The organism is Streptomyces sp. LN549, from assembly GCF_043203805.1.
Taxonomy (GTDB): domain Bacteria; phylum Actinomycetota; class Actinomycetes; order Streptomycetales; family Streptomycetaceae; genus Streptomyces.
This window is the reverse complement of record NZ_JAZHRI010000002.1, coordinates 6,805,535-6,828,549: the sequence shown is the minus strand read 5'-3', so window position 1 is coordinate 6,828,549 and position 23,015 is coordinate 6,805,535. Positions and strand designations below refer to the sequence as shown.

Sequence of the window (23,015 nt, the reverse complement as noted above, 5' to 3'; positions counted from 1 at the left end):
GGCCGGGGCCATTAGGGTCGGCCTTCGGCCACCGCGTGCGCGGCCGGGGGAACGAGAGCTCGGCCCAAGAGAGGTATTCGTGAACATCGTTGTGCAACGCGGTGCGATCGCTGCGGTGCAAGTGCTCGGCCTCGCCGTGTGGTTCTCCATGTCGGCGGTGGTTCCCAGCCTCCGGACCGACTGGGGACTCACTGCCGGGGGCGCGGTATGGCTGACGGCCTCGGTACAGATCGGTTTCGTCGTCGGGGCCGTGGCCTCGGCTGCCCTGAATCTGGCCGACCGCATCCCGCCGCAGCGTCTGCTCGCCGCCAGTGCTGCGGCAGCCGCCGTCTGCACCGTGGTGCTGGCCCTCGCCGCCGACCGGTTGGCCGTCGCCATCCCGCTGCGTTTCATGACGGGAATGTTCCTGGCCGGGGTCTACCCCACCGGAATGAAGCTGATGGTCTCCTGGTCCGGCACTGCCGGACGGGGCAGGACCATGGGCGTCCTCATCGCCGCCCTCACCCTTGGCTCCGCGCTTCCTCATCTGATCGCCGGGGTGGGATCACTGCGCTGGCGCGACGTGCTGCTCGCCGCCGCAGCGGCAGGGTTCGCGGGTTCCGTCATCGCTCTGCTCTTTGTCCGGCCAGGCCCCTACGCGGCGACGTCCGCTCCTGCCCGTAATCCCAGGTATGCGCTGACCATGTTCACCGAGCGCGGGCCGCGGCTGGCCAACCTCGGCTACTTCGGGCACATGTGGGAGCTCTACGCGCTGTGGACGTGGATCCCGTCCTTCCTGCTGGCGACGCCTGCCGCAAAGAGCCTTCCGGGTTCGGTGGAGATCACCGTGTTCCTCACCATGGGGCTCGGCGGAGCCGCCGGCTGCCTGCTCGGCGGCTGGGGCGCGGACCGCTTCGGCCGCCCACCCGCCGCCATGGCAGCTCTTCTTCTCAGTGGCCTGTGCTGCCTGGTCTCCCCCTTCTTCTTCCACTCCTCCTCGCTGCTTCTGTTCGCCTTCTGCACGCTGTGGGGTGCGGCCGTGATCGCGGACTCGGGCGTGTTCTCGACATCACTGAGCGAGGTCGCCGACCACCGCTACATCGGAACGGCCCTCACCGCCCAGACCGCAATCGGCTTCGCCCTGACGGTCATCACCATCCAGCTCACCCCTCTGCTGGCCGAGGCCGTCGGCTGGCGTCACGCCTTCCTCCTCCTGGCACCCGGGCCGCTGGCGGGCGCCCTCGCCATGCGGGCATTCGGCAGATACTCGAGCGGGAAGCCTTGATCGCTCCACCGAACCGGGGAAGGCAGGGCGTTGCCCGCACCTCCGCCGAACCTTGCGCACAGCAACTGAACCCGCAGGTAGTCGTCCTTCTTCACCGGCCCCAAGATCGCGACGCACTCCTGACCGGTACATCGACGTCGTCCTGCGCGACTTCCTCGACGAACGGGCCGGCAATGGAGACGGACGGCGGGACGGTGCTGGCACTGACGCCGTTGAACCGCAGGAAGACGCGCATGGCGAGCCAGGCGGTGCGCTTGTTGCGCTCGATGAGCGCGTGATTGCGGGCAACGGAGTGCAGCAGCGCCGCCGCCTTCTCGTGCAGCGTGGGATACAGCTCGGCCCCGAACACGTTGGTCCGGGGCCGCTCGATCGCTGACACCAAAAGTCCCATGTCACGCACGCTGTGCTCGGTACCGTTGACCGTGCGAGCGATGGCCAGGATCTCGTCGATCTGGATGTAGCGCACTTCGGTCACTTCAGGTAGTCCAGGATCTCCGCATCGCTGTCCATGAGCTCGGCCAGGACGTCATCGACCTTCAGCTCGGCCCGATCCTGGGCGTCGCGAATGGCCTCAATGGCAAGCTCCTGCTTGCTGCGGTGCTCCCGACGAGCACGCTCGGTGAGCTTCGCATCAAGGTCATTGGGGAGTCGGAGTGTCATCGCCATACAGCGATGATGCCTGACTGGTATCTGGGTGCGAGGTGGTACCAGCCACTCAAGACCTCGGACTACGGCGCCACGTTCTGTGGCTTGGACGGGCCGCGCTCTCGGCTCCAACGGGCCCGGGGCCGGGATGGCAGCTCGCGCCGCCGCTGGAAAGGTGCAGCGGGACACCCGTACCGGAGCCCTTCCCTCCGTGCCGATGGTCTGGTGCGCACGGCCACAGCCGAAGAGGTCCTGGAGGTTGAGGCTTCCGCTTCGAGCGTCATCCGAGCGTCAAGAACCTCCGAACGACACCCTGAAGGCATCGCCGATGCAAGCGTCTCCCTCATCCATTCGCAGGTCAGGAAGCTTGCGAGGATCGATCCGTCCGCTCGACCCGCTACACGGGGAAACAGGTCGAGCAATCCATCCGGACCACGAAGCCGCAGGTCAGGCACCCTTTGCGATGGGCTCCAGGATCGCCACGCACTCGACATGATGAGTCATCGGAAACAGGTCGAACGCCCGCAGCGTCCGCACCTTGTAGCCGCCCTCCCTGAAGTACGCCAGGTCCCGCGCCAGCGCCGCCGGGTCGCACGCCACGTACGCGATGCGGCGGGCGCCGAGGGCCGAGAGGCGCTTGACGACCTGCTTGCCCGCTCCCGCCCGCGGCGGGTCCAGGACGATCAGGTCGCACTCGGTGATGCCCGTGCGGGGCAGGATCTGGTCGACCTTGCCGTGCTCGATGCGGACCCGCTCCAGGTCCTTGAGGTTGTGCCGGGCGTCCTCGACGGCGCGCTTGCCGGACTCGATGCCGAGCACCGCGCCCTTCTCGCCGATGCGCTGGCCGATGGCGCCGGCGAACAGGCCGACACCGCAGTAGAGGTCGAGCGCCGTGTCGTTCTTGCGGGGCAGCAGGCCCTGCATGACAGCGCGGACGAGGGTGTCCGCGGCCTGCGGGTGGACCTGCCAGAAGCCGCCGGAGCCCACCCGGTAGGTGCGGTCGTCGGCGCGCTCGCGGACGAAGCCGCGGCCGTGGACGCGGTGCACTCCGCCGTCGCGTTCGTCGACGCGCAGGACCGAGACCGGCTTGTCGAGCTCGACCAGCGGGAGGCGTCCGCCCTCGCGCGGGGTCAGGATGACCTGGCGGTCGTTGGAGCCGGTGGCGGCGATGGCCTCCACCGTGGCCATCTGGGGCCAGTCCTGCTTCTCGATGCCCAGCTCGGTGACGCCCGGCGCGGCGATCATGCACTGGTCGATGATCTCGATGTCGTGCGAGCGGTGCTTGCGCAGACCGACGCGGCCGTCCTCGTCGATGGCGTACTGGACGCGGGTGCGCCAGGCGGGCACCTCGCCCGGCGGGAGCTTGTCACCCTCGGCCGGCACGACGGTGCCGTCCCAGCCCGCCTCCTCGGGGGTGAGGCTCGCGAGGCGCTGGAGCTGCTCGGCGATCACTTCGCCCTTGAGCCGGCGCTGGGCGCCCGGCTTGGCGTGCTGCCAGTCGCAGCCTCCGCACTTGCCGGGGCCCGCGAACGGGCACGGGGCCTTCACGCGGTCCTTGGACGCCTCGATGATCCGTACCGCGTCGGCGCGCAGGAAGCGGGAGTCGGTGGCGCCGTCGGTGACCTTGGCGACGACCTTCTCGCCCGGCAGCGTGTGGCGTACGAACAGGACCTGGCCCTCGGAAGTGCGGGCGATGCAGTGGCCGCCGTGGGCGACCGGGCCGACCTCGACCTCGTACTCCTGCCCCACGAGCGATTCCCCGGCCTGCGATTCCCCGGCCTGGGTCGCCTCGGCCTGAGTCTCCTCGGCCTGAGTCTCCTCGGCCTGAGTCTCCTCGGCCTGGGTCTCCCCGGTCCTCGTCTCCTCGGCCTGCGATTCCCCGGTCTGCGGCGAAGTGGATTCGTTCTGCATGAGGGGGTGGCTCCAGAGATCAAAGGGAAACAGGGGAACGAGCGCAAAGGAAAAGCGGCCGGACAACAACCTACGAGTCTACGTGGGTGTCGTCCGGCCGCTTACCAGGAACGGATACCGCAGGAACAGCTACCGCGCGTCAGCCCTTGTGCGTCGGCTCCTTGGGCTTGCGCTCCACGGGGCCGCGCCGCACCGAACCAGGGGCGCTCCAGTCCGCGCGCTTGCGTGCCCGCTTCTTGGCCGCCTCGGAGGACTCCAGCTGGTACGGGACGGAGGTGACCATCACCCCCGGGGTGAAGAGCAGCCGGCCCTTGAGCCTGAGGGCGCTCTGGTTGTGGAGCAGGTGCTCGTACCAGTGGCCGACGACGTACTCCGGGATGTAGACGCTCACGACGTCGCGCGGGCTCTCCCGGCGCAGTCCCTTGACGTACTCGATGACCGGGCGGGTCACCTCGCGGTACGGCGAGTCGAGGATCTTGAGAGGGACGTTGATGCCGCGCCGCTCCCAGTCCTCCTTCAGCGCCTTCGTCTCGGCCGGGTCGACGCTGATGGAGAGCGCCTCCAGATGGTCCGAACGAATCAGCTTCGCGTAGGCGAGCGCGCGAAGGGTGGGGCGGTGGAGCTTGGAGACCAGGACGATCGAGTGGACGCGGGAGGGCCGGACGGTCTCGTCCGACGGGGTCTCGTCGGCGGCGATCTCCGCGGCGACCCGGTCGTAGTGCTTACGGATCGCGGTCATCGTGCCGTAGAAGATCACCATGCCGAGCAGCGCGACCCAGGCGCCGTGGGTGAACTTGGTGGCGAGGACGACGACGAGCACCAGGCCGGTGAAGAAGGCGCCGAAGGTGTTGATCGCGCGGGAGCGGATCATGTGGCGGCGCTTGGCCGGGTCCTTCTCGGCGCGCAGGTGCCGGTTCCAGTGCCGGACCATGCCGGTCTGGCTGAGCGTGAAGGAGACGAACACGCCGACGATGTAGAGCTGGATCAGCCGGGTCGAGTCGGCCCCGTAGATGACGACCAGCAGGATCGCGGCGCCGGCCAGGAGCACGATGCCGTTGGAGAAGGCGAGCCGGTCACCGCGGGTGTGCAGCTGGCGGGGCAGATAGCGGTCCTGGGCCAGGATCGAGCCGAGGAGCGGGAAGCCGTTGTACGCGGTGTTGGCGGCCAGGAAGAGGACGAGCGCGGTGGCCGCGGCGAGGATCACGAAGAAGAACGTTCCGTCGCCGAAGACCGCGGCCGCGACCTGGGAGATCACCGGGTCCTGGACGAAGCTCGAACCGACCGGGGACCCGTTGTTGATCAGGTCCTTCGCCGGGTTCTCGGCCATCTTCACGTCGGTGGCCATGGCCAGCCCGATGATGCCGCAGAACATGGTGACGGCGAGCAGGCCCATCGCCGCGAGGGTGGTGGCGGCGTTCTTGCTCTTGGGCTTGCGGAAGGCGGGGACCCCGTTGCTGATGGCCTCGACACCGGTGAGGGCCGCACAGCCGGAGGAGAACGCCCGCAGGAGCAGGAAGACCAGCGCGAAGCCCGCGAGGCCCTCGTGCTCCGGCTTGATCGTGTAGCCCGAGGTCGGGGCGTGCATGGTCTCGCCGAGGACCAGTCCGCGGAAGGCACCCCAGATGATCATGATGAAGACGCCGGCCACGAAGAGGTACGTGGGGATCGCGAAGAGCTTGCCGGACTCCTTGACGCCCCGCAGGTTCATCAGGGTCAGCAGCACGATGGCGGCGACGGCGCACGCCGTCTTGTGCTCGACGACGAACGGGACCGCGGAGCCGAGGTTCTCCACCCCGGAAGCGATCGACACGGCGACGGTCAGGACGTAGTCGACCAGCAGCGCGCTGGCCACGGTCAGTCCGGCCTTCGGGCCGAGGTTGGTGGTGGCGACCTCGTAGTCGCCGCCGCCGCTCGGATACGCGTGCACGTTCTGGCGGTACGAGGCGACGACCGTGAACATCAGGACCACGACGGCGACCGCGATCCACGGGCTGAAGTGGTACGCCGACACGCCCGCGATGGACAGCACCAGGAGGACTTCTCCGGGTGCGTACGCCACCGAGGACAGCGGGTCGGATGCGAAGACGGGAAGGGCGATGCGCTTGGGGAGGAGCGTCTCCCCCAGTTTGTCGCTGCGCAGGGCCCGCCCGATCAGGATCCGTTTGGGCACGTCGGTCAGTTTGGACACGCTGAGGATCGTAAGGGTTCCGTATGGGAGCAGCCCACGCACCACCCCCGTGGCCCCGTAATCTCCTGCACTCGGAGGGAAAAGCCACGGAATCCTTAACGGAATCCTTGCACCGCGGCCGCCCGAAAGCCCGTCGAACGCTCTCCGAACACTCTTCGGGCACCTGTCGAACAGTTCGGGGGACGTCGCCTTTGCCACAGTGCCCCCGAGATGAGCACACTCGAATGAGGCAACGCACCCGGCGCCGCTTAAGCTCATCCTGGGCAACGGGACGAACCGTTGCCCCATTGTTTGCCCGGCCAGCCGAGGAATGAGTGTGAGCAGGGTGTTTTCGCAGGTCAGCCGGACGATCAGGACTGCGAGGTAGGCGCAAGGTGCACATCGTCATCATGGGCTGCGGGCGAGTGGGGGCCGCTCTCGCGCAGAACCTGGAGCAGCAGGGGCACACGGTCGCCGTCATCGACCAGGACCCCACGGCGTTCCGGCGCCTCGGATCCGGCTTCGGCGGCCGTCGCGTCACGGGGGTCGGTTTCGACCAGGACACCCTGCGTGAGGCGGGTATCGAAGAGGCCGGCGCGTTCGCCGCGGTGAGCAGCGGCGACAACTCGAACATCATCGCGGCCCGCGTGGCACGCGAGATGTTCGGCATCGAGAACGTCGCGGCCAGGATCTACGACCCCCGGCGTGCCGAGGTGTACCAGCGCCTCGGCATCCCCACGGTCGCCACCGTGCGCTGGACCGCGGACCAGATGCTGCGCAGGCTGCTGCCTTCGGGCGCCGAGCCGCTGTGGCGGGATCCGAGCGGCGGTGTGCAGCTCGCCGAGGTGCACACCACGCCGTCCTGGATCGGCCACAAGATCAGCACCCTGCAGGAGGAGACGGGCGTGCGCGTGGCCTTCCTCACCCGGTTGGGCGAAGCCATACTGCCGTCGTCGCAGACGGTGCTGCAGGAGGGCGACCTCGTCCACGTGATGATGCGTACGGACGAGATCGCGAAGGTCGAGGCGGCCTTCGCCGAGGGCCCCGAGGAGGGCGGTCACTGATGCGTGTCGCTATTGCCGGGGCCGGTGCGGTGGGCCGTTCCATCGCGGCCGAGCTGCTGGAGAACGGGCACGAGGTGCTGCTCGTCGACAAGGCGCCGACCGCCATCTCGGTGGAGCGGGTCCCGATGGCCGAGTGGCTGCTGGCGGACGCCTGCGAGATCACCTCGCTGGACGAAGCCGCGCTGCAGCGCTGCAACGTCGTGATCGCGGCGACCGGTGACGACAAGGTGAACCTGGTCGTCTCACTCCTCGCGAAGACCGAGTACGGCGTGCCGCGCGTCGTCGCCCGGGTGAACAACCCGAAGAACGAGTGGCTGTTCAACGAGTCCTGGGGCGTCGACGTGGCGGTCTCCACGCCGCGTCTGATGTCGGCCCTGGTCGAGGAGGCGGTGAGTGTCGGCGATCTGGTCCGGCTGCTGCGCTTCAGCCACGGCGACGCGAACCTGGTCGAGCTGACGCTGCCGCCGGAGTCGGCGCTGGCCGGCACCCAGGTCGGGGAGGTCGCCTGGCCGGAGGACACCTCCCTGGTCACGATCATCCGCGGGCAGCGCGTACTGACGCCGAGCACCGAGGAGACCCTGGAGGCCGGGGACGAGTTGCTGTTCGTGGCTGCCCAGGCGCGTGAGGAGCAGCTGGAGGACCTGCTGTCGGTGCGCCAGGGCGACCCGGAGAGCTGAGAGCGGCATAACGCGAGAGGGGCCCGTCACCGCTGTCGGCGGTGACGGGCCCCTCTCGCGTGCCTCAGATCTTGGGGTGCTCAGAACTCCTGGCCGCGGGCCGCTTCGGCGGCGGCCGCCTTACGGGCCTTCTCGGCCTGCTCCTCGGCCTCCATCTCGGCGAAGACGTCGATGGGCGGCGGCGCCTTGGCGAGGAAGACCCACGTGAGGTAGACGGCCAGCAGGAACGGCGGGATCTTCAGGGCGATCAGGACCCAGCCGAACTGGGTGGTGTCGGCCCACCAGTACAGCGGGAAGAGGATCGCGCACTTGGCGAGCAGGATCAGTCCCCAGGCGTAGCTGGCCTTGGCGTAGGCCTTCTTCCGGCCGGGGTTCCGGGTGCGCCAGGAGAGGTTCTCCTTGAACACCGGGCCCAGGATGAGACCGATCAGCGGAATGCCGGCGACGGTGGTGACCAGGTAGGCGAGGGCCAGTCCGAGCGTGTAGATCATGCCCGGGAGGTAGAAGTCCTTGGCGTTGCCGGTCATCTTCGCGAAGACGACACCGAAGGCCACACCGAAGACACCGCTGAAGGCGTGCTTGACGGTGTCCTTGCGGATCAGCCGGACGGCCACGAGCACCAGCGACACCGCGACGGCCGCGATGGCCGAGTTCGTGAGGTTCTTGTCGATGGTGAAGATCGTGACGAAGAGCAGTCCGGGCAGGACCGTCTCCACCATGCCCCGGATGCCGCCGAAGGCCTCGAAGAGCGCGGCCTCGGTGACCGCCTTCGCGTCGGCCTCCTGCTGGTCGGTGGTGCGGTCCGTATCGGACGTCGGCTTGTCGAGAGACGTCACCGGCTACTCCTTGCCGAGCGGTCGGAGTTCGTATTTGGGGTTGAACAGCACCCGGCGCCCGTGGCTCATGGCGATGCGGCCCGAGGCGATGAGCTTGCGGCCCGGCTCGATGCCCACGATGGAGCGGCGGCCGAGCCAGACCACGTCGAGCGGCGCGGTGCCGTCGAAGAGCTCCGCCTCGAGGGCGGGCACTCCGGCGCGCGGTCGCAGGGTGACCGTCCGCAAGGTACCAGTGACCTTCACGATCTGGCGGTCGGTGCACTCGGAGATTCGGGTGCACCCCGATGCCTGCGAGTCCTCCTCCAGCTCCTCGCACTCCAGGTCTTCCTGGGAGCTGGAAAGCCGGTCGAGCATCCGCCGGAAGCGCCCGGAGGGCCGCTCGGCCTTCTGGGACTTCTCGAATCGAGGAACAGCACTCATACCCGAAGGGTACCGGTCTCCCGGGGTCCTGGAGGTGGCCGCCGTCTCACTCGAACGGGGGACGCGGGGACCTGCCGCCGGCCCTCAGGCGCGCTCGAAGCGGTAGCCCATCCCCGGTTCGGTGACGAAGTGCCGGGGATGCGAGGGGTCGGCCTCCAGCTTGCGCCTCAGCTGGGCCATGTAGACCCGCAGGTAGTTGGTCTCGGTGCCGTACGAGGGCCCCCAGACCTCCTGGAGCAGCTGTTTCTGGCTGACGAGGCGACCGCTGTTGCGGACCAGGACCTCCAGCAGGTGCCACTCGGTGGGGGTGAGCCGTACGTCGCGTCCCTCGCGGTGGACCTTCTTGGCGGCCAGGTCGACGGTGAAGCCCTCGGTCTCCACGAGCACGACCGCGTCGCCGCCGTCCTGGCCGACGGGCTCGGCGCGGCGCACCGAGGCGCGCAGCCGGGCCAGCAGTTCGTCCATGCCGAACGGCTTGGTGACGTAGTCGTCGGCGCCTGCGTCCAGGGCCTCGACCTTCTCGTCCGAGGTGTGCCGGGCCGAGAGCACCAGGATCGGCACCCGGGTCCAGCCTCGCAGGCCCCTGATCACCTCGACGCCGTCCATGTCGGGGAGCCCCAGGTCCAGGACGACGACGTCGGGGTGGCGTGCGGCGGCCAGCTGGAGCGCGGTGGCCCCGTCGGGCGCCGCGTCCACCTCGTACTTGCGCGCCTTCAGGTTGATCACGAGGGCGCGTACGATCTGCGGCTCGTCGTCGACCACAAGCACCCGGGTCATCGCGGTCCTGCCTCTCTGCCGTGCGTAGGTCTGTGCGTAGGTCTGTGCGTCTGTGCTGTACGTGGGCCGCTGAGCTCTCGGCGGATCGTGCGGATCATGAGGTGACCCGCGCGGGCAGGTCGGGAGTGGCGGGAACGTATCCCGAGGCCGCCTTCAGGGTCAGGACCATGGTGAGGCCTCCGCCCGGGGTGTCCTCGGCGTCCAGCGTGCCGCCCATGGACTCCACGAAGCCGCGGGCCACGGCGAGCCCCAGTCCCACTCCGGCGCCGCGCGGGGCGTCACCGTAGCGCTGGAAGGGCTCGAAGATGCGTTCCTTGGCCTCGTCGGGGACGCCGCGGCCACGGTCGGCGACCCGTAGTTCGACCCGGGCGCCGAGCGCGCTGGCGGCCACGGTGACGCGCTCGCGGTCGGGGCTGTACTTGACGGCGTTCTCGACGATGTTGGCGACGGCCCGCTCCAGCAGCCCGGGGTCGACGGCGACCATCGGCAGCGTCTCGGGGATGTCCAGTTCGACGCTGTCCTCCGGGACGCCGCCCAGGGCCATGGGCACGACCTCGTCGAGGTCGATCTCGCGGATCAGCGGGGTGACGGTGCCGGTCTGCAGCCGGGACATGTCGAGGAGGTTGCCTACGAGGTGGTCGAGGCGGTCGGCGCCGTTCTCGATGCCTTCGAGGAGTTCCGCCTCGTCGTCGTCGGACCAGGCGACGTCGTCGGAGCGCAGCGAGCTGACCGCGGCCTTGATGGCTGCGAGGGGGGTCCGCAGGTCGTGGCTGACGGCGGCCAGCAGCGCGGTCCTGATCCGGTTCCCCTCGGCGAGCCGGCGGGCGGTCTCGGCCTCACCGACCAGGCGCTGGCGGTCCAGTACGACGGCGGCCTGGGCGGCGAAGGCACCGAGCACACGGCGGTCCTCGGCGGGCAGCACCCGGCCGGAGAGGGCGAGGGCCATGTGGTCGCCGACGGGCATGTCCACATCAGCGTCCTCGGGCCGGGCGACCGGCGCCGGGCCGACGCTGCCCGCGCACGTCCACGGGTCGACGTCGCTCTGCCGCTCCAGCAGGGCGACGGACTCCATGCCGAAGGTCTCGCGGACCCGGTCCAGCAGCGCGGCCAGGGTGGTCTCGCCGCGCAGCACACTGCCGGCCAGGAAGGAGAGGATCTCGGACTCGGCGCGCAGCCTGGCGGCCTGGTGGGTGCGGCGGGCCGCGAGGTCGACGACCGAGGCCACCGCGACGGCCACCGCGAAGAAGATCACGATGGCGACGAAGTTCTCGGGGTCCTGCACGGTCAGGGTGTGGGTGGGCGGGGTGAACCAGTAGTTCAGCAGCAGCGATCCCGCGGCGGCCGACGCGAGGGCGGGCCGCAGTCCACCGAGCAGGGCGGCGGCGACGGTCATGAAGAGGAAGAGCAGGACGTCGTTGGCGAGCCCCGGGCCGTTCTCCATGCCCTTGAGAAGCAGCGAGAGGAGGACCGGGCCGCCCACGCCGACGAGCCAGCCCCAGATGATGCGGGCCCGGCCCAGCCGGGCGCCGCGGGCGATGGGGAGGCCGCGGCCCTTGGCGACCTCGTCGTGGGTGACGATGTGGACGTCGAGGTCGGTGCCGGACTCGCGGGCGACGGTGGCGCCGACGCCGGGTCCGTAGACGTACTGCCAGGCCTTGCGGCGGCTGGAGCCGAGGACGATCTGCGTGGCGTTGACGCCCCGGGCGAATTCCAGGAGTGCGGAGGGTATGTCGTCGCCGATGACGTGGTGGAACGTGCCGCCGAGGTCCTCGACGAGCGTGCGCTGGACGGTCAGCTCCTTGGGCGAGGCCGACGTCAGTCCGTCGCTGCGGGCGATGTAGACGGCGAGGATCTCGCTGCCGGATCCCTTGGCCGCCATGCGGGAGGCACGGCGGATGAGGGTGCGTCCCTCGGGACCGCCGGTGAGTCCGACGACGATGCGTTCGCGGGCCTGCCAGGTGGTGCGGATGTTGTGCTCGCCGCGGTACTGCTGGAGGTATTCGTCGACCCGGTCGGCGACCCAGAGCAGGGCCAGCTCGCGCAGGGCGGTGAGGTTGCCGGGGCGGAAGTAGTTGGAGAGCGAGGCGTCGATCCGGTCCGGCTTGTAGATGTTGCCGTGGGCCATCCGCCGGCGCAGGGCCTGGGGCGACATGTCGACCAGTTCGAGCTGGTCGGCGCGGCGGACCACCTCGTCGGGCACGGTCTCGCGCTGGCGTACCCCGGTTATGGACTCGACGACGTCGCCGAGGGACTCCAGGTGCTGGATGTTGACCGTGGAGACCACGTCGATGCCGGCCTGGAGGAGTTCCTCGACGTCCTGCCAGCGCTTGGCGTTGCGGGAGCCCGGCACATTGGTGTGCGCCAGTTCGTCCACCAGGGCGACGGCCGGGGCCCGCTCCAGTACGGCGTCCACGTCCATCTCGGTGAAGGCGGCGGAGCGGTACTCGATCTCGCGGCGCCGGATCTGTTCCAGGCCGTGCAGCATGACCTCGGTGCGCGGGCGGTCGTGGTGCTCGACGAAGCCGACGACGCAGTCGGTGCCCCGCTCCACACGGCGGTGCGCCTCGGAGAGCATCGCGTACGTCTTGCCGACGCCGGGTGCCGCACCGAGATAGATCCGAAGTTTGCCGCGCGCCATGGCCCCATTGTCTTCCTGAAACCGGTTCTGTTCACGGAAACCGGTGGCGGCCCATGCGGCAGCCACTGTCGAAACTACCCCGTGAATTTCCGGCATATCGGGCGGGGGGTGTGGGTGCGGTCCGTATTGACGCAACTCTGATGCCTCCATCGGAGGCGCCCGCCCGCCCCGGCCGGGGGCGCTCCGGCCGGGTCGGGCGGGGACGCCGTCAGTGATGGAAGAGCCGCAGGCCGGTGCGTGCCAGGGCGATCCCGTGGGCGCGGCAGGCCTCTGCGACCTCGTCGGACCGGATCGAACCGCCGGGCTCCGCGATGCACGTCACGCCGTGGCGCTGGGCATGGTCGACGTTGTCCCGGAAGGGCAGCGAGCCGTCCGACACGAAGGAGACCCCCGTCAGCCGGCCGAGCCATTCGGTGCGCAGCGCCGCGTCCAGCTCGGGCGGTTCGCTGCCGAGTGCGTCCCGGCAGCGGTCCCGCTCGTCGGCGGTCAGGTCACCCTCGACGAGCCGGATCTGCCAGTTGATCCGCTCCTGACGGCGGATGCCCGTACGGAAGGCGAGGTCACGCACCAGCGGGTGCCTGCGCAGCCACCAGGTGTCCGTCTTGGCTCCGGCCAGCCGGGTGCAGTCCACGCGGGACTGCTGACCCGCACCGATACCGAGGGCCATGCCGTCCTTGAGGTAGCACACCGCGTTGGACTGGGTACGGCGCAGCACCACGAGCCCGAGCAGCAGGTCCCGGCGGGAGGCGGCCGGCACCTCGCCGGACACGACATCCGCGAGCACTTCGTCCGAGACGGGCACGGGATCGCGCTCCTGGGACAGCCGGAGGCCGAAGACCTCACGGGACTCGGCGGCGGGGGCGGTGAAGCCCGGGTCGGCCTCCATGACGAGGAAGGTGCCGTTCTTCTTCCGGCTCAGCGCGTCGGCCACGCCCGGCGCGTACCCGGGCGCGACGATCCCGTCGCAGACGACCCGGCCGAGCAGCTTGGCCAGTTCGGCGTCGATCTCGTGCGAGACGGCGGCGAAGTCCCCGTACGACGACTTGGGGTCGCCGTCCCGGGCCCGCAGATAGGCGCTGGTCAGCGGTCCGACAGTGGCGGGATCGACGCCGTGCATGCGGGCGACGGCCTCGTCCACCGGACCGGCCAGTGCCGCCCCGGCGGGCGAGACGTGCTTGAACGAGGTCGCGGCCGGCACGCCGAGCACGGCTGCCGCCTCGCGGACGAGCTGCCAGGCGTTCAGGGCGTCCAGCCAGTTGATGTAGGACGGGACGCCGTTGAGCACCCTCAGTGGTGGGCGCCCCGGGTGCACGGGAGCCGCTTCGGCGGCGGTCTGCTGGGGGTTCATTCCGTAACGCATGCGCACTGGGCACTCCTGGTCGGACGGGCCGACGGAGCGCCCAGGCGGTCGGCGGCTCCTCCGCGGAGGGTCGCTCCCCGGTGGTGATCCACCCTCGCCAGTCACGACGGTGTGATCCTAGGGAACCTGGCGCGGCGCCGCCAACTCCCCTGCCAGTGCTCGGTGATGTGCCCGTGGCCGGGCTCCGGCACCCGGCCGGCGCGGCCGAGCAGCCGGGGGCCGGCCATGCCCGGGTCCGGCCGCCGTGGCCGGACCCGGGCATGCGGGGCGTTCAGTGCGGTGCGGCCTCGTTCACGAGCTGCTTCAGCGCGATGTTGAGCTGGAGGACGTTGACACGTGGTTCGCCGGCGAAGCCGAGGATGCGGCCGTCGGTGTGCCGGCCGACGAGCTTGGCGACCTGGGCGGTGTCGAGGTGGTTGCGGGCGGCGACGCGGTTGACCTGGAGGTCGGCGTAGGCCGGGGAGATGTCGGGGTCGAGGCCGGAGCCGGAGGAGGTGACGGCGTCGGCGGGGACCTGGGAGGGGTGGACGGGGTGGCCGGGGACGGAGTTGTCCTTGACGACGGCGGCCTTGGCGGCGGTGACCCAGTCGATGAGTTCCTCGTTGTCGCCGGAGCGGTTGGTCGCGCCGGAGAGGATCAGGGAGTACTGGGTGTTGACGCTGTTGGTGCCGAGGCCGTTGGAGGGGCGGGGCTGGAACCACTTGAGGTCGGGGGCCGCGGTCTCCTGGCCTTTCTTGAGGGGGAGGTCGTAGCGCTGGCCGATGAGTTCGGAGCCGACGACCTTGCCGTTCGCCGTGATCTCGGAGCCGTTGGCGCGTCCGGGCATGAGTCCCTGGGCGACGCCGGTGACGGCGAGCGGGTAGATGACGCCGCAGACCAGGGTGAGGACGAGCAGGGCGCGCAGTCCTGCCCAGAGCAGTCGGGCGGAGTTTCCTACGGAGTTGTTCATGGCAGGTCAGCCGATTCCGGGGATGAGGGAGATGATCAGGTCGATGATCTTGATGCCGATGAACGGGGCGATCAGGCCGCCGAGTCCGTAGACGCCGAGGTTGCGCCGGAGCATCGAGTCGGCGCCGCTGGGCCGGTAGCGGACGCCCTTGAGGGCGAGCGGCACGAGCGCGACGATGATCAGCGCGTTGAAGATCACGGCGGACAGGATCGCGGACCGCGGTGAGGACAGGTCCATGACGTTGAGCTTGTCCAGGCCCGGGTAGACCACGGCGAACATCGCGGGAATGATCGCGAAGTACTTCGCGACGTCGTTGGCGATGGAGAACGTCGTCAGTGCGCCGCGGGTGATCAGCAGCTGTTTGCCGATCTCCACGATCTCGATCAGCTTGGTCGGGTTGGAGTCCAGGTCCACCATGTTCCCGGCCTCCTTGGCGGCCGAGGTTCCGGTGTTCATGGCCACGCCGACATCGGCCTGGGCGAGCGCCGGGGCGTCGTTGGTGCCGTCACCGGTCATCGCGACGAGTTTGCCGCCCGCCTGCTCCCGCTTGATGAGGGCCATCTTGTCCTCGGGGGTGGCCTCGGCGAGGAAGTCGTCGACGCCCGCCTCCTCGGCGATGGCCTTCGCGGTCAGCGGGTTGTCGCCGGTGATCATGACCGTACGGATGCCCATCCGGCGCAGCTCGTCGAACCGCTCCCGCATGCCCTCCTTGACCACGTCCTTGAGGTGGACGACGCCCAGCACCCGGGCCCCGTCCACGTCCTGGCAGGCCACCAGCAGCGGGGTGCCGCCGGCCGCCGCGATGCGGTCGGTGAGCGCCTGCGCGTCCGCGGACACGCTGCCGCCCCGCTCCTTCACCCAGGCGACGACCGATCCGCTCGCGCCCTTGCGGACCTTGCGTCCGTCGACGTCCACACCCGACATCCGGGTCTGGGCGGTGAACGCCACCCACTCGGCGTGGGCGAGCTCGCCCTGGTGACGTTCGCGCAGACCGTACTTCTCCTTCGCCAGGACGACGATCGACCGCCCCTCGGGCGTCTCGTCGGCCAGCGAGGAGAGCTGGGCGGCGTCCGCCAGTTCGGCCTCCGTCACGCCCACCACGGGGAGCAGGGCCGCGGCCTGGCGGTTGCCGAGGGTGATGGTGCCGGTCTTGTCGAGCAGCAGCGTCGAGACGTCGCCCGCCGCCTCGACAGCGCGCCCGGACATGGCGAGGACGTTGCGCTGCACGAGCCGGTCCATGCCGGCGATGCCGATCGCGGAGAGCAGCGCGCCGATGGTGGTCGGGATCAGACAGACCAGCAGCGCGGCCAGCACGATCATGGACTGCTCGCTGCCCGCGTAGATCGCGAACGGCTGCAGCGTGACCACGGCCAGCAGGAAGACGACGGTGAGGGACGCCAGGAGGATGTTCAGGGCGATCTCGTTGGGCGTCTTCTGCCGGGCGGCGCCCTCGACCAGGGCGATCATCCGGTCGATGAACGTCTCGCCCGGCTTGGTGGTGATCTTGACGACGATCCGGTCGGAGAGCACCTTCGTACCACCGGTGACGGCGCTGCGGTCACCGCCGGACTCCCGGATGACCGGGGCCGATTCGCCGGTGATCGCGGACTCGTCGACGCTGGCGACGCCCTCGACGACATCTCCGTCGCCCGGAATGATGTCGCCGGCCTCGCAGACGACCAGGTCGCCGATGCGCAGTTCGGTACCGGGGACCCGCTCCTCGTTGCTGCCGATGATCCGGCGGGCGACGGTGTCGGTCTTGGCCCGGCGCAGGGTGTCGGCCTGGGCCTTTCCGCGGCCCTCGGCGACCGCCTCCGCCAGATTGGCGAAGATCGTCGTCAGCCACAGCCAGCCGGCGATCGCCCAGCCGAACCAGTCGGTCGGATCCAGCACCGCGAGCACGGTGGTGAGCACCGAACCGACCAGCACGACGAACATCACCGGCGACTTGACCATCACCCGTGGGTCGAGTTTGCGTATCGCGTCGGGGAAGGAGGCGATCAGCATCCTGGGATCGAACAGCCCGGCGCCGACGCGCCCTTCCGGAACGGACCCGGCCGGAGTGTCCTGACGGGATGCTCGGGCCGGCGTGACTGTGGACATCGCGTCCTCTTGCTTCGTACGGATGGTCATGACGCCAGCCCCTCGGCCAGCGGCCCCAGGGCGAGGGCCGGGAAGTAGGTCAGACCGGCGATGATCATGATGGTGGCGACCAGCATTCCGCTGAACAGGGGTTTGTGGGTGCCGAGGGTGCCGACGGTCGCCGGTACGGGCTTCTGCTCGGCGAGCGAGCCGGCCAGGGCCAGGACGAACACCATGGGCAGGAACCGGCCCAGCAGCATCGCGAGTCCGATCGTGGTGTTGAACCACTGGGTGTCCGCGTTGAGCCCGGCGAACGCCGAACCGTTGTTGTTGGCGCCGGAGGTATAGGCGTAGAGGATCTCCGAGAAGCCGTGCGCGCCCGAGTTGGTCATCGAGTTGCCCGGGGTGGGCAGGGCCATCGCCACGGCGGTGAAGCAGAGCACCAGGGCCGGTGTGACCAGGATGTAGCAGGCGGCGAGCTTGATCTCGCGGGTGCCGATCTTCTTGCCCAGGTACTCCGGCGTACGGCCGACCATCAGACCGGCGATGAACACCGCGATGACGGCCATGATCAGCATTCCGTAGAGACCGGAGCCCGTGCCGCCGGGCGCGATCTCGCCGAGTTGCATGCCCAGCATCGTGATGCCGCCGCCGAGGCCGGTGTACGAGGAGTGGAACGAGTTGACCGCACCGGTGGAGGTGAGGGTGGTGGCCACCGCGAAGATGGACGAACCGCTGACGCCGAAACGGTTCTCCTTGCCCTCCATCGCCCCGCCGGCGATCTCGAACGCGGGCCCGTGGTGGCTGAACTCGGTCCACATCATCAGCGCGGTGAAACCGAGCCAGATGACGCCCATGGTGGCGAGGATCGCGTACCCCTGCTTGAGCGAACCGACCATGCGGCCGAATGTGCGCGTCAGGGCGAACGGGATGACGAGGATCAGGAAGATCTCGAAGAGGTTGGAGAGCCCGTTGGGGTTCTCGAAGGGGTGGGCCGAGTTGGCGTTGAAGTAACCGCCACCGTTCGTACCCAGCTCCTTGATGGCCTCCTGCGAGGCGACCGCGCCGCCGTTCCACTGCTGCGAGCCGCCCGTGAACTGCCCGACCTCGTGGATGCCGGAGAAGTTCTGGATCGCTCCGCAGGCAACCAGCACGAGCGCGCCGACCACCGCGATCGGCAGCAGGATCCGCACGGTGCCGCGCACCAGGTCGGACCAGAAGTTGCCGAGTTCACCGCTGCGCGTGGCGGCGAATCCCCGGACGAGCGCCACCGCGACGGCAATGCCGACAGCGGCCGAGACGAAGTTCTGCACCGCGAGGCCGCCGGTCTGCACGACGTGGCCCATGGCCTGCTCGCCGTAGTACGACTGCCAGTTGGTGTTCGCGACGAACGAGGCCGCCGTGTTGAACGCCTGATCGGGGTCGATCGAGGAGAAGCCGAGCGAACCGGGCAGCGTGCCCTGGAGCCGCTGCAGCAGGTACAGGAAGAGGACGCTCACGGCGGAGAAGGCGAGAACACCGCGCAGATAGGCGGGCCAGCGCATCTGCGTGTCGGGGTCGGCGCCGATGGCCCTGTATATCCACTTCTCGGCCCGCAGGTGGCGGGGCGAGGTGTAGACACGGGCCATGTAATCACCGAGCGGGCGGTACGCCAGACCCAGCGCCACCACGAGCGCGAGTACCTGGAGCACACCTGCGAGGACGGGGCTCATATCGGGCTCAGAACCTCTCCGGGTACAGAAGGGCGAGGACGAGGTAGCCCAGCAGGGCTACGGCCACGACGAGGCCGACGACGTTTTCGGCAGTCACAGCTTCGCCACCCCCTTGGCAATCAGTGCCACCAGCGCGAAGACCGCGATCGTGGTGACGACGAAGGCCATATCGGCCATCGGGTGCTCCTGGATGAGGTGCGGATTTCTCGGACCTCTTGAGCAAACCTCCCGCCGGCGCCTCTGTGACCTGCGTTGATGCCTTCCTTACGGGGATGGGCCCGGCCTTGACGGCGCCTGTACGTGCCCGATACGCGCCCCATACGGGCTGCCGCGCCCCGCTCCGCCCCCGGACACGCAGAAGCCGGTGGCCCGCACCCCCGCGAAGGGGGTACGGGCCACCGGCCGGTGCTTACGGAGTGCGGGTCAGCGCACCTCGGTGATCTCGGGGCCGCGCTGGAGGCCTGCCATGCCACCGGAGAACTTCGAGCCCTCCTGCTCCTCCTGCTGAACGCCCTCGGGAACCATCTGGGCGTCGTTCGGGAGCTTGAGGACGATCGGGTCGCGCGGGGCCATCGGCCCGTCACCGCGGACGACCACGGTGTCCCGGAAGACCGTCTCCAGGAGACCGGCGGCCTCCGGCTGCACGGCGCCCTGGCCGGAGATCACTCCGCGCAGGAACCAGCGCGGACCGTCGACACCGACGAAGCGCACCATCTGCACGCCGTTCGCCCCGTCGGGAAGCTGTACGGGGACCTGCGCGCGCAGTTCCCAGCCCAGCGGGCCCTCGACCTCGTCGATGATGCCGCCCTGCTGGGTGATGCCGGAGGCGATCTCCTCGCGGACCTCGCCCCAGATGCCCTCCTTCTTGGGGGCGGCGAAGGCCTGCAGCTGGATCGCGCTGTCGCGCAGCACGACCGTGGCGGCGACGATCGCGTCACCGGCGACCTCTACGCGCAGCTCCATGCCCTCGACACCGGGCACGAAGATGCCGCCCAGGTCGACCCGGCCCTCGCCGGGCTGGGAGACCTCGTCGATGTCCCACGGCCCGTCGGGCCGCGGCGCCGGCGGAAGGTTCGTCCGGCGCGATCCGCTCTCGGCGTCATCGCGCTCGTCGACGACCTGCTCGGCCTCGCGCGCTTCGTCCGCCGTGTCATCGGCGGAACCACTGTTCTTGCGACGTCCGAACACGTCACTTTCCTTCCCGGTCGGATTCGACCGAAGCGTAGCTGTTCCCGCCCTGGGGAACCCCGCCCCGGACGCCATCAACATCAACGGCGGCATGACCGCCGGTGGACCCGAAGCCCCCTTCGGCCCGCGCCGAACCGGGAAGCTCCGACACTTCGTGGAAGCGCACCTTCTCGACCTGCTGCACGACCAGTTGGGCAATCCGGTCGAACCGCTCGAACCGCACGGACTCGCGCGGGTCGAGATTGATGACGATCACCTTGATCTCTCCACGGTACCCGGCATCCACCGTCCCCGGAGCATTCACCAGGGCGACTCCACAGCGTGCGGCGAGGCCGGATCGGGGGTGCACGAACGCGGCGTACCCGTCCGGCAGGGCGATCGAAACCCCGGTCGGCAGTACCGCCCGCTCCCCCGGCGCCAGCTCGGCGGCCTCGGTGGTGACCAGATCGGCTCCGGCGTCGCCCGGGTGCCCGTACGCCGGAATAGGCACGTCCGGGTCGACCCGGCGGATCAGGACGTCCACGGGACGGCGCATCAGGGGTTCACCTCGAAGGCTCGGGCCCGCTTGACCTGGTCGGGGTCGGCCATCGCAGCCTGGATCTCGGCAGGGCGGCCGTTGTCGATGAAGTGATCGATCTTGACCTCGATGAACAGGGCCTCGGCCCGGACCGCCACGGGCCCGTCCGGGCCGCCGATCCGGCCGGTCGCCCGGGAGTAGATCTTCCGGCCGTGCACGGCGGTGATCTCGGCGTCCAGGAACAGCACGGTGTCCACCGGTACGGGGCGGACGAAGTCGGTCTCCAGCCGTCCGGTCACCGCGATCACGCGCAGCAGCCAGTTCAGCGAGCCGAGTGTCTCGTCCAGCGCGGTGGCCAGCACTCCGCCGTGAGCGAGGCCCGGGGCGCCCTGGTGGGCGGCCTGCACCGTGAACTCGGCGGTGACGCCGACGCCCTCGCCGGCCCGTGCCTGGAGGTGCAGCCCGTGCGGCTGTCCGTCGCCGCAGCCGAAACAGTGTTCGTAGTGCGCGCCGAGCAGCTCGCCGGGTGCCGGGGCGTCGGGATGCCGGACCGGTTTCACCGCGTCGGCCGGGGGCTTCAGAGCCGCAGATGTTCCACTCACAGGCGCAGACCTTACCCGCGCGGGTACCCGCAGGTCGCGCCGTGCCAAGCTTGGGTTCATGCAGCCTTCCACCCTGCCCTTCGACGAACGTCTCACCGCGCCCCGTTCGTGGTGGCTGATCGCCGTCCTGGTCGGCATCGCCTGTGCGCTGATGCTCCTGCCGCTGGGCACCCTGCCCCTGCTCGCCGGGCTGGCGGGCGGCACCGCACTGTCGGCGGTGGCGGTCAGTTCGTACGGCTCCGCCCGGATCCGGGTGGTGGCAGGTGCGCTCGTCGCCGGCGACGCGCGGATCCCCGTGTCGGCGCTCGGTGAGGCCGAGGTGCTGGACGCCGACGAGGCGCGCGCCTGGCGCTCGTACAAGGCGGACACCCGGGCCTTCATGCTGCTGCGCAGCTACATCCCTACGGCGGTGCGCGTGGAGGTCACGGATCCGCAGGACCCGACTCCGTACGTCTATCTGTCGACGCGCGAGCCGCAGGCGCTGGCGGCGGCCCTGAAGACGTCGAATCCGGCCTGATCCGGGGCCGTGGCCGGCCTGGTCCGGGACCGGGGGCCGACGTGTTCGTACGGGGCTTCTGAAGGTCTCGTGCGGCCTGCGGAGGCCCTCAGCCGTCCGAGTCCTTCGGATCCTCGGGCAGGGCCGCGTACGGGCTTTCCAGCGGCGGCAGCTCCGTCAGCCGGTCCCAGGGGACCTGTCGCTTACGGAGGTCCTTCCTGACCCGTTCGGCAAGTTTTTTGGTGTCGCGCCGGTTCATCATCGCGCCGACGGCGGCGCCGATCATGAACGGGATGAGGTTGGGCAGGTCGCGCACGGTGCGCTTCATGATCTGCTGGCGCAGCTCACGCTTCATCTGGCCGCCGAGCGCCGCATTGACCGTCGTGGGGTGGGTGACGTCGATACCGCGCTCCTCCGTCCAGGACGTGAGGTAGGCGTTGGAGCGCCGTCCGATGCCGCCCGGCGGGCGCTGTCCGTAGACCTCGTGCAGTTCGGCGACGAGCTTCATCTCGATCGCGGCCACACCGGTGATCTCCGCGGCCAGCTCGGCGAGCATGGCCGGCGGGACGGGCATCATGGCCGCCGCGCCGATTCCGGCGCCGACGGTTGCGGTGGCCCTGCTCGCGCCGGCGATGAGCCGGTCGGCGATCTCCTCGGGCCCCAGGCCCGGGAACTGCTTGCGCAGAGTGGCGAGGTCGCGCACAGGGACGCGGGGAGCGATATCGATGATCAGGTCGGCGATATGACCGATCGCCGCCTTGGCGCTCTCCCCGCCCTTGCGTACGGCCCGTTTCACTGACTTCAGACGGCCTGCCCCGGTCACGGGCTCCGTCCTGTCGACTTCTCCGGCCCTGTCGGCCGCGTCGACTTCCGCAGCCGCCTCGATGGCGGCCACAGCTGCTTCGACTGCTTCGAGCGAGGCCGAGCGGCCTCGCTCGTCGTCCTGTTCGCCCGGCGTGGGTGGCAGGGCGGACCGCTCGGCAGGCGCTGCTACGCCCTCTGCCGGGCCTGTACCGCCCTGTTGCGCCTCCGGCCCTTCCTTGCGCCGGGTGCGCCGCTTCCGGAACGGTGTGTCCCCTGCCACGGCCGACAGGACCTCAGTCGCAGTCGCGGCAGATCGGCTGGCCGTTCTTCTCGCGGGCCAGCTGACTGCGGTGGTGCACGAGGAAGCAGCTCATGCAGGTGAACTCGTCGGCCTGCTTGGGCAGGACCCTTACGGCCAGTTCTTCGTTGGACAGGTCTGCGCCGGGCAGCTCCAGTCCTTCGGCCGCGTCGAATTCGTCGACGTCGACGGCGGATGCCGTCTTGTCGCTCCGGCGAGCCTTGAGCTCTTCAAGGCTGTCCTGATCGACGTCGTCGTCGGTCTTGCGTGGGGTGTCGTAATCCGTTGCCATTGTCGCTCTCCCCCTCTGGGTGTCTGCGGTGTCTCAGCGCACGTAACGCGTGAGAGGCCGGACTTGTGCCCGACCCGAGGCGGAGATTTTGCCTCACATCAAGGTCTGTTACTCAATCGACACCCAAAAGGACCGCTCGAGAGTGATCGGCTTGGGTGGCGATGGGGACCGTACACGGTCCCGGCGGCACTGTTTGCCAGCGCCACCCCGTGTACTTCCCGTGATATCGGCCCCCGAAAACCCGACTTTTGCCGGTTTTCCGGAGGGATCCCTGATCACGGAGCGTGGACGGGCGGAAATTCGCTCTTGTGATCGA

22 protein-coding genes and 1 riboswitch are annotated in these 23,015 nt (G+C 69.6%); of the genes, 4 read left to right on the top strand and 18 right to left on the bottom strand.

Going from position 1 to position 23,015, the window contains the following annotated elements; all coding sequences use genetic code 11:
* Positions 1–79: 79 nt before the first annotated feature.
* Entirely contained in the window at positions 80–1,264 is a 1,185-nt protein-coding gene (locus tag SH922_RS30645) for an MFS transporter (RefSeq protein WP_393061510.1), read from the top strand.
* Positions 1,265–1,355: 91 nt separating this feature from the next.
* Here the strand turns inward: SH922_RS30645 and SH922_RS30640 are convergent, their stop codons facing one another.
* The 4 genes from SH922_RS30640 to SH922_RS30625 all read right to left on the bottom strand — a co-directional run bounded on the left by SH922_RS30640 (position 1,356) and on the right by SH922_RS30625 (position 6,008).
* Complete coding sequence (locus tag SH922_RS30640) at positions 1,356–1,739, bottom strand: type II toxin-antitoxin system death-on-curing family toxin (protein WP_393061508.1); 384 nt, start codon at positions 1,737–1,739, stop codon at positions 1,356–1,358.
* A complete protein-coding gene (locus SH922_RS30635; RefSeq protein WP_393061506.1) occupies positions 1,736–1,930 on the bottom strand; it encodes a hypothetical protein in 195 nt (64 codons plus the stop codon). The genes SH922_RS30640 and SH922_RS30635 overlap by 4 nt, the downstream gene beginning before the upstream one ends.
* 426 nt (positions 1,931–2,356) lie before the next feature.
* On the bottom strand, positions 2,357–3,820 hold the full coding sequence (locus tag SH922_RS30630; RefSeq protein ID WP_393061504.1) for a class I SAM-dependent RNA methyltransferase: 1,464 nt from the start codon (positions 3,818–3,820) through the stop codon (positions 2,357–2,359).
* 139 nt (positions 3,821–3,959) lie between these two features.
* Positions 3,960–6,008, bottom strand: a complete 2,049-nt coding sequence (locus SH922_RS30625; protein ID WP_393061502.1) for an APC family permease — start codon at positions 6,006–6,008, stop codon at positions 3,960–3,962.
* A 374-nt stretch (positions 6,009–6,382) separates the two neighbouring features.
* Here SH922_RS30625 and SH922_RS30620 point away from each other — a divergent pair, with 374 nt between their 5' ends.
* On the top strand, positions 6,383–7,051 hold the full coding sequence (locus tag SH922_RS30620; protein WP_350995919.1) for a TrkA family potassium uptake protein: 669 nt from the start codon (positions 6,383–6,385) through the stop codon (positions 7,049–7,051).
* Positions 7,051–7,728, top strand: coding sequence for a TrkA family potassium uptake protein (locus SH922_RS30615; RefSeq protein WP_148021383.1), 678 nt, complete (start codon positions 7,051–7,053; stop codon positions 7,726–7,728). The genes SH922_RS30620 and SH922_RS30615 overlap by 1 nt, the downstream gene beginning before the upstream one ends.
* An 80-nt stretch (positions 7,729–7,808) precedes the next feature.
* On the opposite strand, the gene SH922_RS30610 is transcribed toward SH922_RS30615, so the two are convergent.
* The 12 genes from SH922_RS30610 to SH922_RS30555 all read right to left on the bottom strand — a co-directional run bounded on the left by SH922_RS30610 (position 7,809) and on the right by SH922_RS30555 (position 20,809).
* On the bottom strand, positions 7,809–8,564 hold the full coding sequence (locus SH922_RS30610) for a DUF3159 domain-containing protein (RefSeq protein WP_393061499.1): 756 nt from the start codon (positions 8,562–8,564) through the stop codon (positions 7,809–7,811).
* A gap of 3 nt (positions 8,565–8,567) precedes the next feature.
* The gene (locus tag SH922_RS30605; RefSeq protein ID WP_326657379.1) at positions 8,568–8,984 is read right to left on the bottom strand and encodes an OB-fold nucleic acid binding domain-containing protein; all 417 of its coding nucleotides are present in this window, start codon (positions 8,982–8,984) and stop codon (positions 8,568–8,570) included.
* Positions 8,985–9,068: 84 nt separating this feature from the next.
* Positions 9,069–9,761 carry a response regulator gene (locus tag SH922_RS30600; protein WP_385280006.1) on the bottom strand — a complete coding sequence of 231 codons (693 nt, stop codon included), beginning with the start codon at positions 9,759–9,761 and terminating at the stop codon, positions 9,069–9,071.
* Between the two features lie 94 nt (positions 9,762–9,855).
* Positions 9,856–12,399 carry an ATP-binding protein gene (locus SH922_RS30595; protein WP_393061497.1) on the bottom strand — a complete coding sequence of 848 codons (2,544 nt, stop codon included), beginning with the start codon at positions 12,397–12,399 and terminating at the stop codon, positions 9,856–9,858.
* Between the two features lie 208 nt (positions 12,400–12,607).
* Positions 12,608–13,759 (bottom strand): phosphoribosylaminoimidazolecarboxamide formyltransferase, encoded by a 1,152-nt coding sequence (locus SH922_RS30590; protein WP_393061495.1) that lies wholly within the window; start codon positions 13,757–13,759, stop codon positions 12,608–12,610.
* 31 nt (positions 13,760–13,790) lie between these two features.
* Positions 13,791–13,874, bottom strand: a riboswitch (ZMP/ZTP riboswitch).
* Positions 13,875–14,030: 156 nt separating this feature from the next.
* Positions 14,031–14,708 (bottom strand): potassium-transporting ATPase subunit C, encoded by a 678-nt coding sequence (locus SH922_RS30585; protein ID WP_393061493.1) that lies wholly within the window; start codon positions 14,706–14,708, stop codon positions 14,031–14,033.
* 6 nt (positions 14,709–14,714) lie between these two features.
* Complete coding sequence (kdpB, locus tag SH922_RS30580; RefSeq protein ID WP_393063737.1) at positions 14,715–16,811, bottom strand: potassium-transporting ATPase subunit KdpB; 2,097 nt, start codon at positions 16,809–16,811, stop codon at positions 14,715–14,717.
* Positions 16,812–16,837: 26 nt separating this feature from the next.
* Complete coding sequence (gene kdpA, locus SH922_RS30575; protein WP_393061491.1) at positions 16,838–18,502, bottom strand: potassium-transporting ATPase subunit KdpA; 1,665 nt, start codon at positions 18,500–18,502, stop codon at positions 16,838–16,840.
* A gap of 7 nt (positions 18,503–18,509) precedes the next feature.
* Positions 18,510–18,599, bottom strand: a complete 90-nt coding sequence (gene kdpF, locus SH922_RS30570; RefSeq protein WP_037777601.1) for a K(+)-transporting ATPase subunit F — start codon at positions 18,597–18,599, stop codon at positions 18,510–18,512.
* Positions 18,600–18,925: 326 nt separating this feature from the next.
* The gene (locus SH922_RS30565; RefSeq protein WP_393061489.1) at positions 18,926–19,690 is read right to left on the bottom strand and encodes a DUF3710 domain-containing protein; all 765 of its coding nucleotides are present in this window, start codon (positions 19,688–19,690) and stop codon (positions 18,926–18,928) included.
* 1 nt (position 19,691) lies between these two features.
* A complete protein-coding gene (gene dut / locus SH922_RS30560) occupies positions 19,692–20,225 on the bottom strand; it encodes a dUTP diphosphatase (protein WP_393061487.1) in 534 nt (177 codons plus the stop codon).
* Positions 20,225–20,809 carry a PaaI family thioesterase gene (locus SH922_RS30555; protein ID WP_393061485.1) on the bottom strand — a complete coding sequence of 195 codons (585 nt, stop codon included), beginning with the start codon at positions 20,807–20,809 and terminating at the stop codon, positions 20,225–20,227. The genes dut and SH922_RS30555 overlap by 1 nt, the downstream gene beginning before the upstream one ends.
* Before the next feature lie 58 nt (positions 20,810–20,867).
* Here SH922_RS30555 and SH922_RS30550 point away from each other — a divergent pair, with 58 nt between their 5' ends.
* The gene (locus SH922_RS30550) at positions 20,868–21,326 is read left to right on the top strand and encodes a DUF3093 domain-containing protein (RefSeq protein WP_393061483.1); all 459 of its coding nucleotides are present in this window, start codon (positions 20,868–20,870) and stop codon (positions 21,324–21,326) included.
* Positions 21,327–21,414: 88 nt separating this feature from the next.
* Here SH922_RS30550 and SH922_RS30545 read toward each other — a convergent pair whose 3' ends face one another.
* The gene (locus SH922_RS30545; protein WP_393061481.1) at positions 21,415–22,389 is read right to left on the bottom strand and encodes a hypothetical protein; all 975 of its coding nucleotides are present in this window, start codon (positions 22,387–22,389) and stop codon (positions 21,415–21,417) included.
* 13 nt (positions 22,390–22,402) lie between these two features.
* A complete protein-coding gene (locus tag SH922_RS30540) occupies positions 22,403–22,699 on the bottom strand; it encodes a DUF4193 domain-containing protein (RefSeq protein WP_003965732.1) in 297 nt (98 codons plus the stop codon).
* Between the last annotated feature and the right edge of the window lie 316 nt (positions 22,700–23,015).

Excerpts from the sequence above, each read along its gene's own strand:
- SH922_RS30635 (WP_393061506.1), bottom strand. The coding sequence starts at position 1,930 with ATGGCGATGACACTCCGACTCCCCAATGACCTTGATGCGAAGCTCACC.
- SH922_RS30630 (WP_393061504.1), bottom strand. The coding sequence starts at position 3,820 with ATGCAGAACGAATCCACTTCGCCGCAGACCGGGGAATCGCAGGCCGAG.
- SH922_RS30615 (WP_148021383.1), top strand. The coding sequence starts at position 7,051 with ATGCGTGTCGCTATTGCCGGGGCCGGTGCGGTGGGCCGTTCCATCGCG.
- SH922_RS30605 (WP_326657379.1), bottom strand. The coding sequence starts at position 8,984 with ATGAGTGCTGTTCCTCGATTCGAGAAGTCCCAGAAGGCCGAGCGGCCC.
- SH922_RS30600 (WP_385280006.1), bottom strand. The coding sequence starts at position 9,761 with ATGACCCGGGTGCTTGTGGTCGACGACGAGCCGCAGATCGTACGCGCC.
- SH922_RS30595 (WP_393061497.1), bottom strand. The coding sequence starts at position 12,399 with ATGGCGCGCGGCAAACTTCGGATCTATCTCGGTGCGGCACCCGGCGTC.
- SH922_RS30590 (WP_393061495.1), bottom strand. The coding sequence starts at position 13,759 with ATGCGTTACGGAATGAACCCCCAGCAGACCGCCGCCGAAGCGGCTCCC.
- SH922_RS30585 (WP_393061493.1), bottom strand. The coding sequence starts at position 14,708 with ATGAACAACTCCGTAGGAAACTCCGCCCGACTGCTCTGGGCAGGACTG.
- kdpB (WP_393063737.1), bottom strand. The coding sequence starts at position 16,811 with ATGTCCACAGTCACGCCGGCCCGAGCATCCCGTCAGGACACTCCGGCC.
- kdpA (WP_393061491.1), bottom strand. The coding sequence starts at position 18,502 with ATGAGCCCCGTCCTCGCAGGTGTGCTCCAGGTACTCGCGCTCGTGGTG.
- dut (WP_393061487.1), bottom strand. The coding sequence starts at position 20,225 with ATGCGCCGTCCCGTGGACGTCCTGATCCGCCGGGTCGACCCGGACGTG.
- SH922_RS30550 (WP_393061483.1), top strand. The coding sequence starts at position 20,868 with ATGCAGCCTTCCACCCTGCCCTTCGACGAACGTCTCACCGCGCCCCGT.
- SH922_RS30540 (WP_003965732.1), bottom strand. The coding sequence starts at position 22,699 with ATGGCAACGGATTACGACACCCCACGCAAGACCGACGACGACGTCGAT.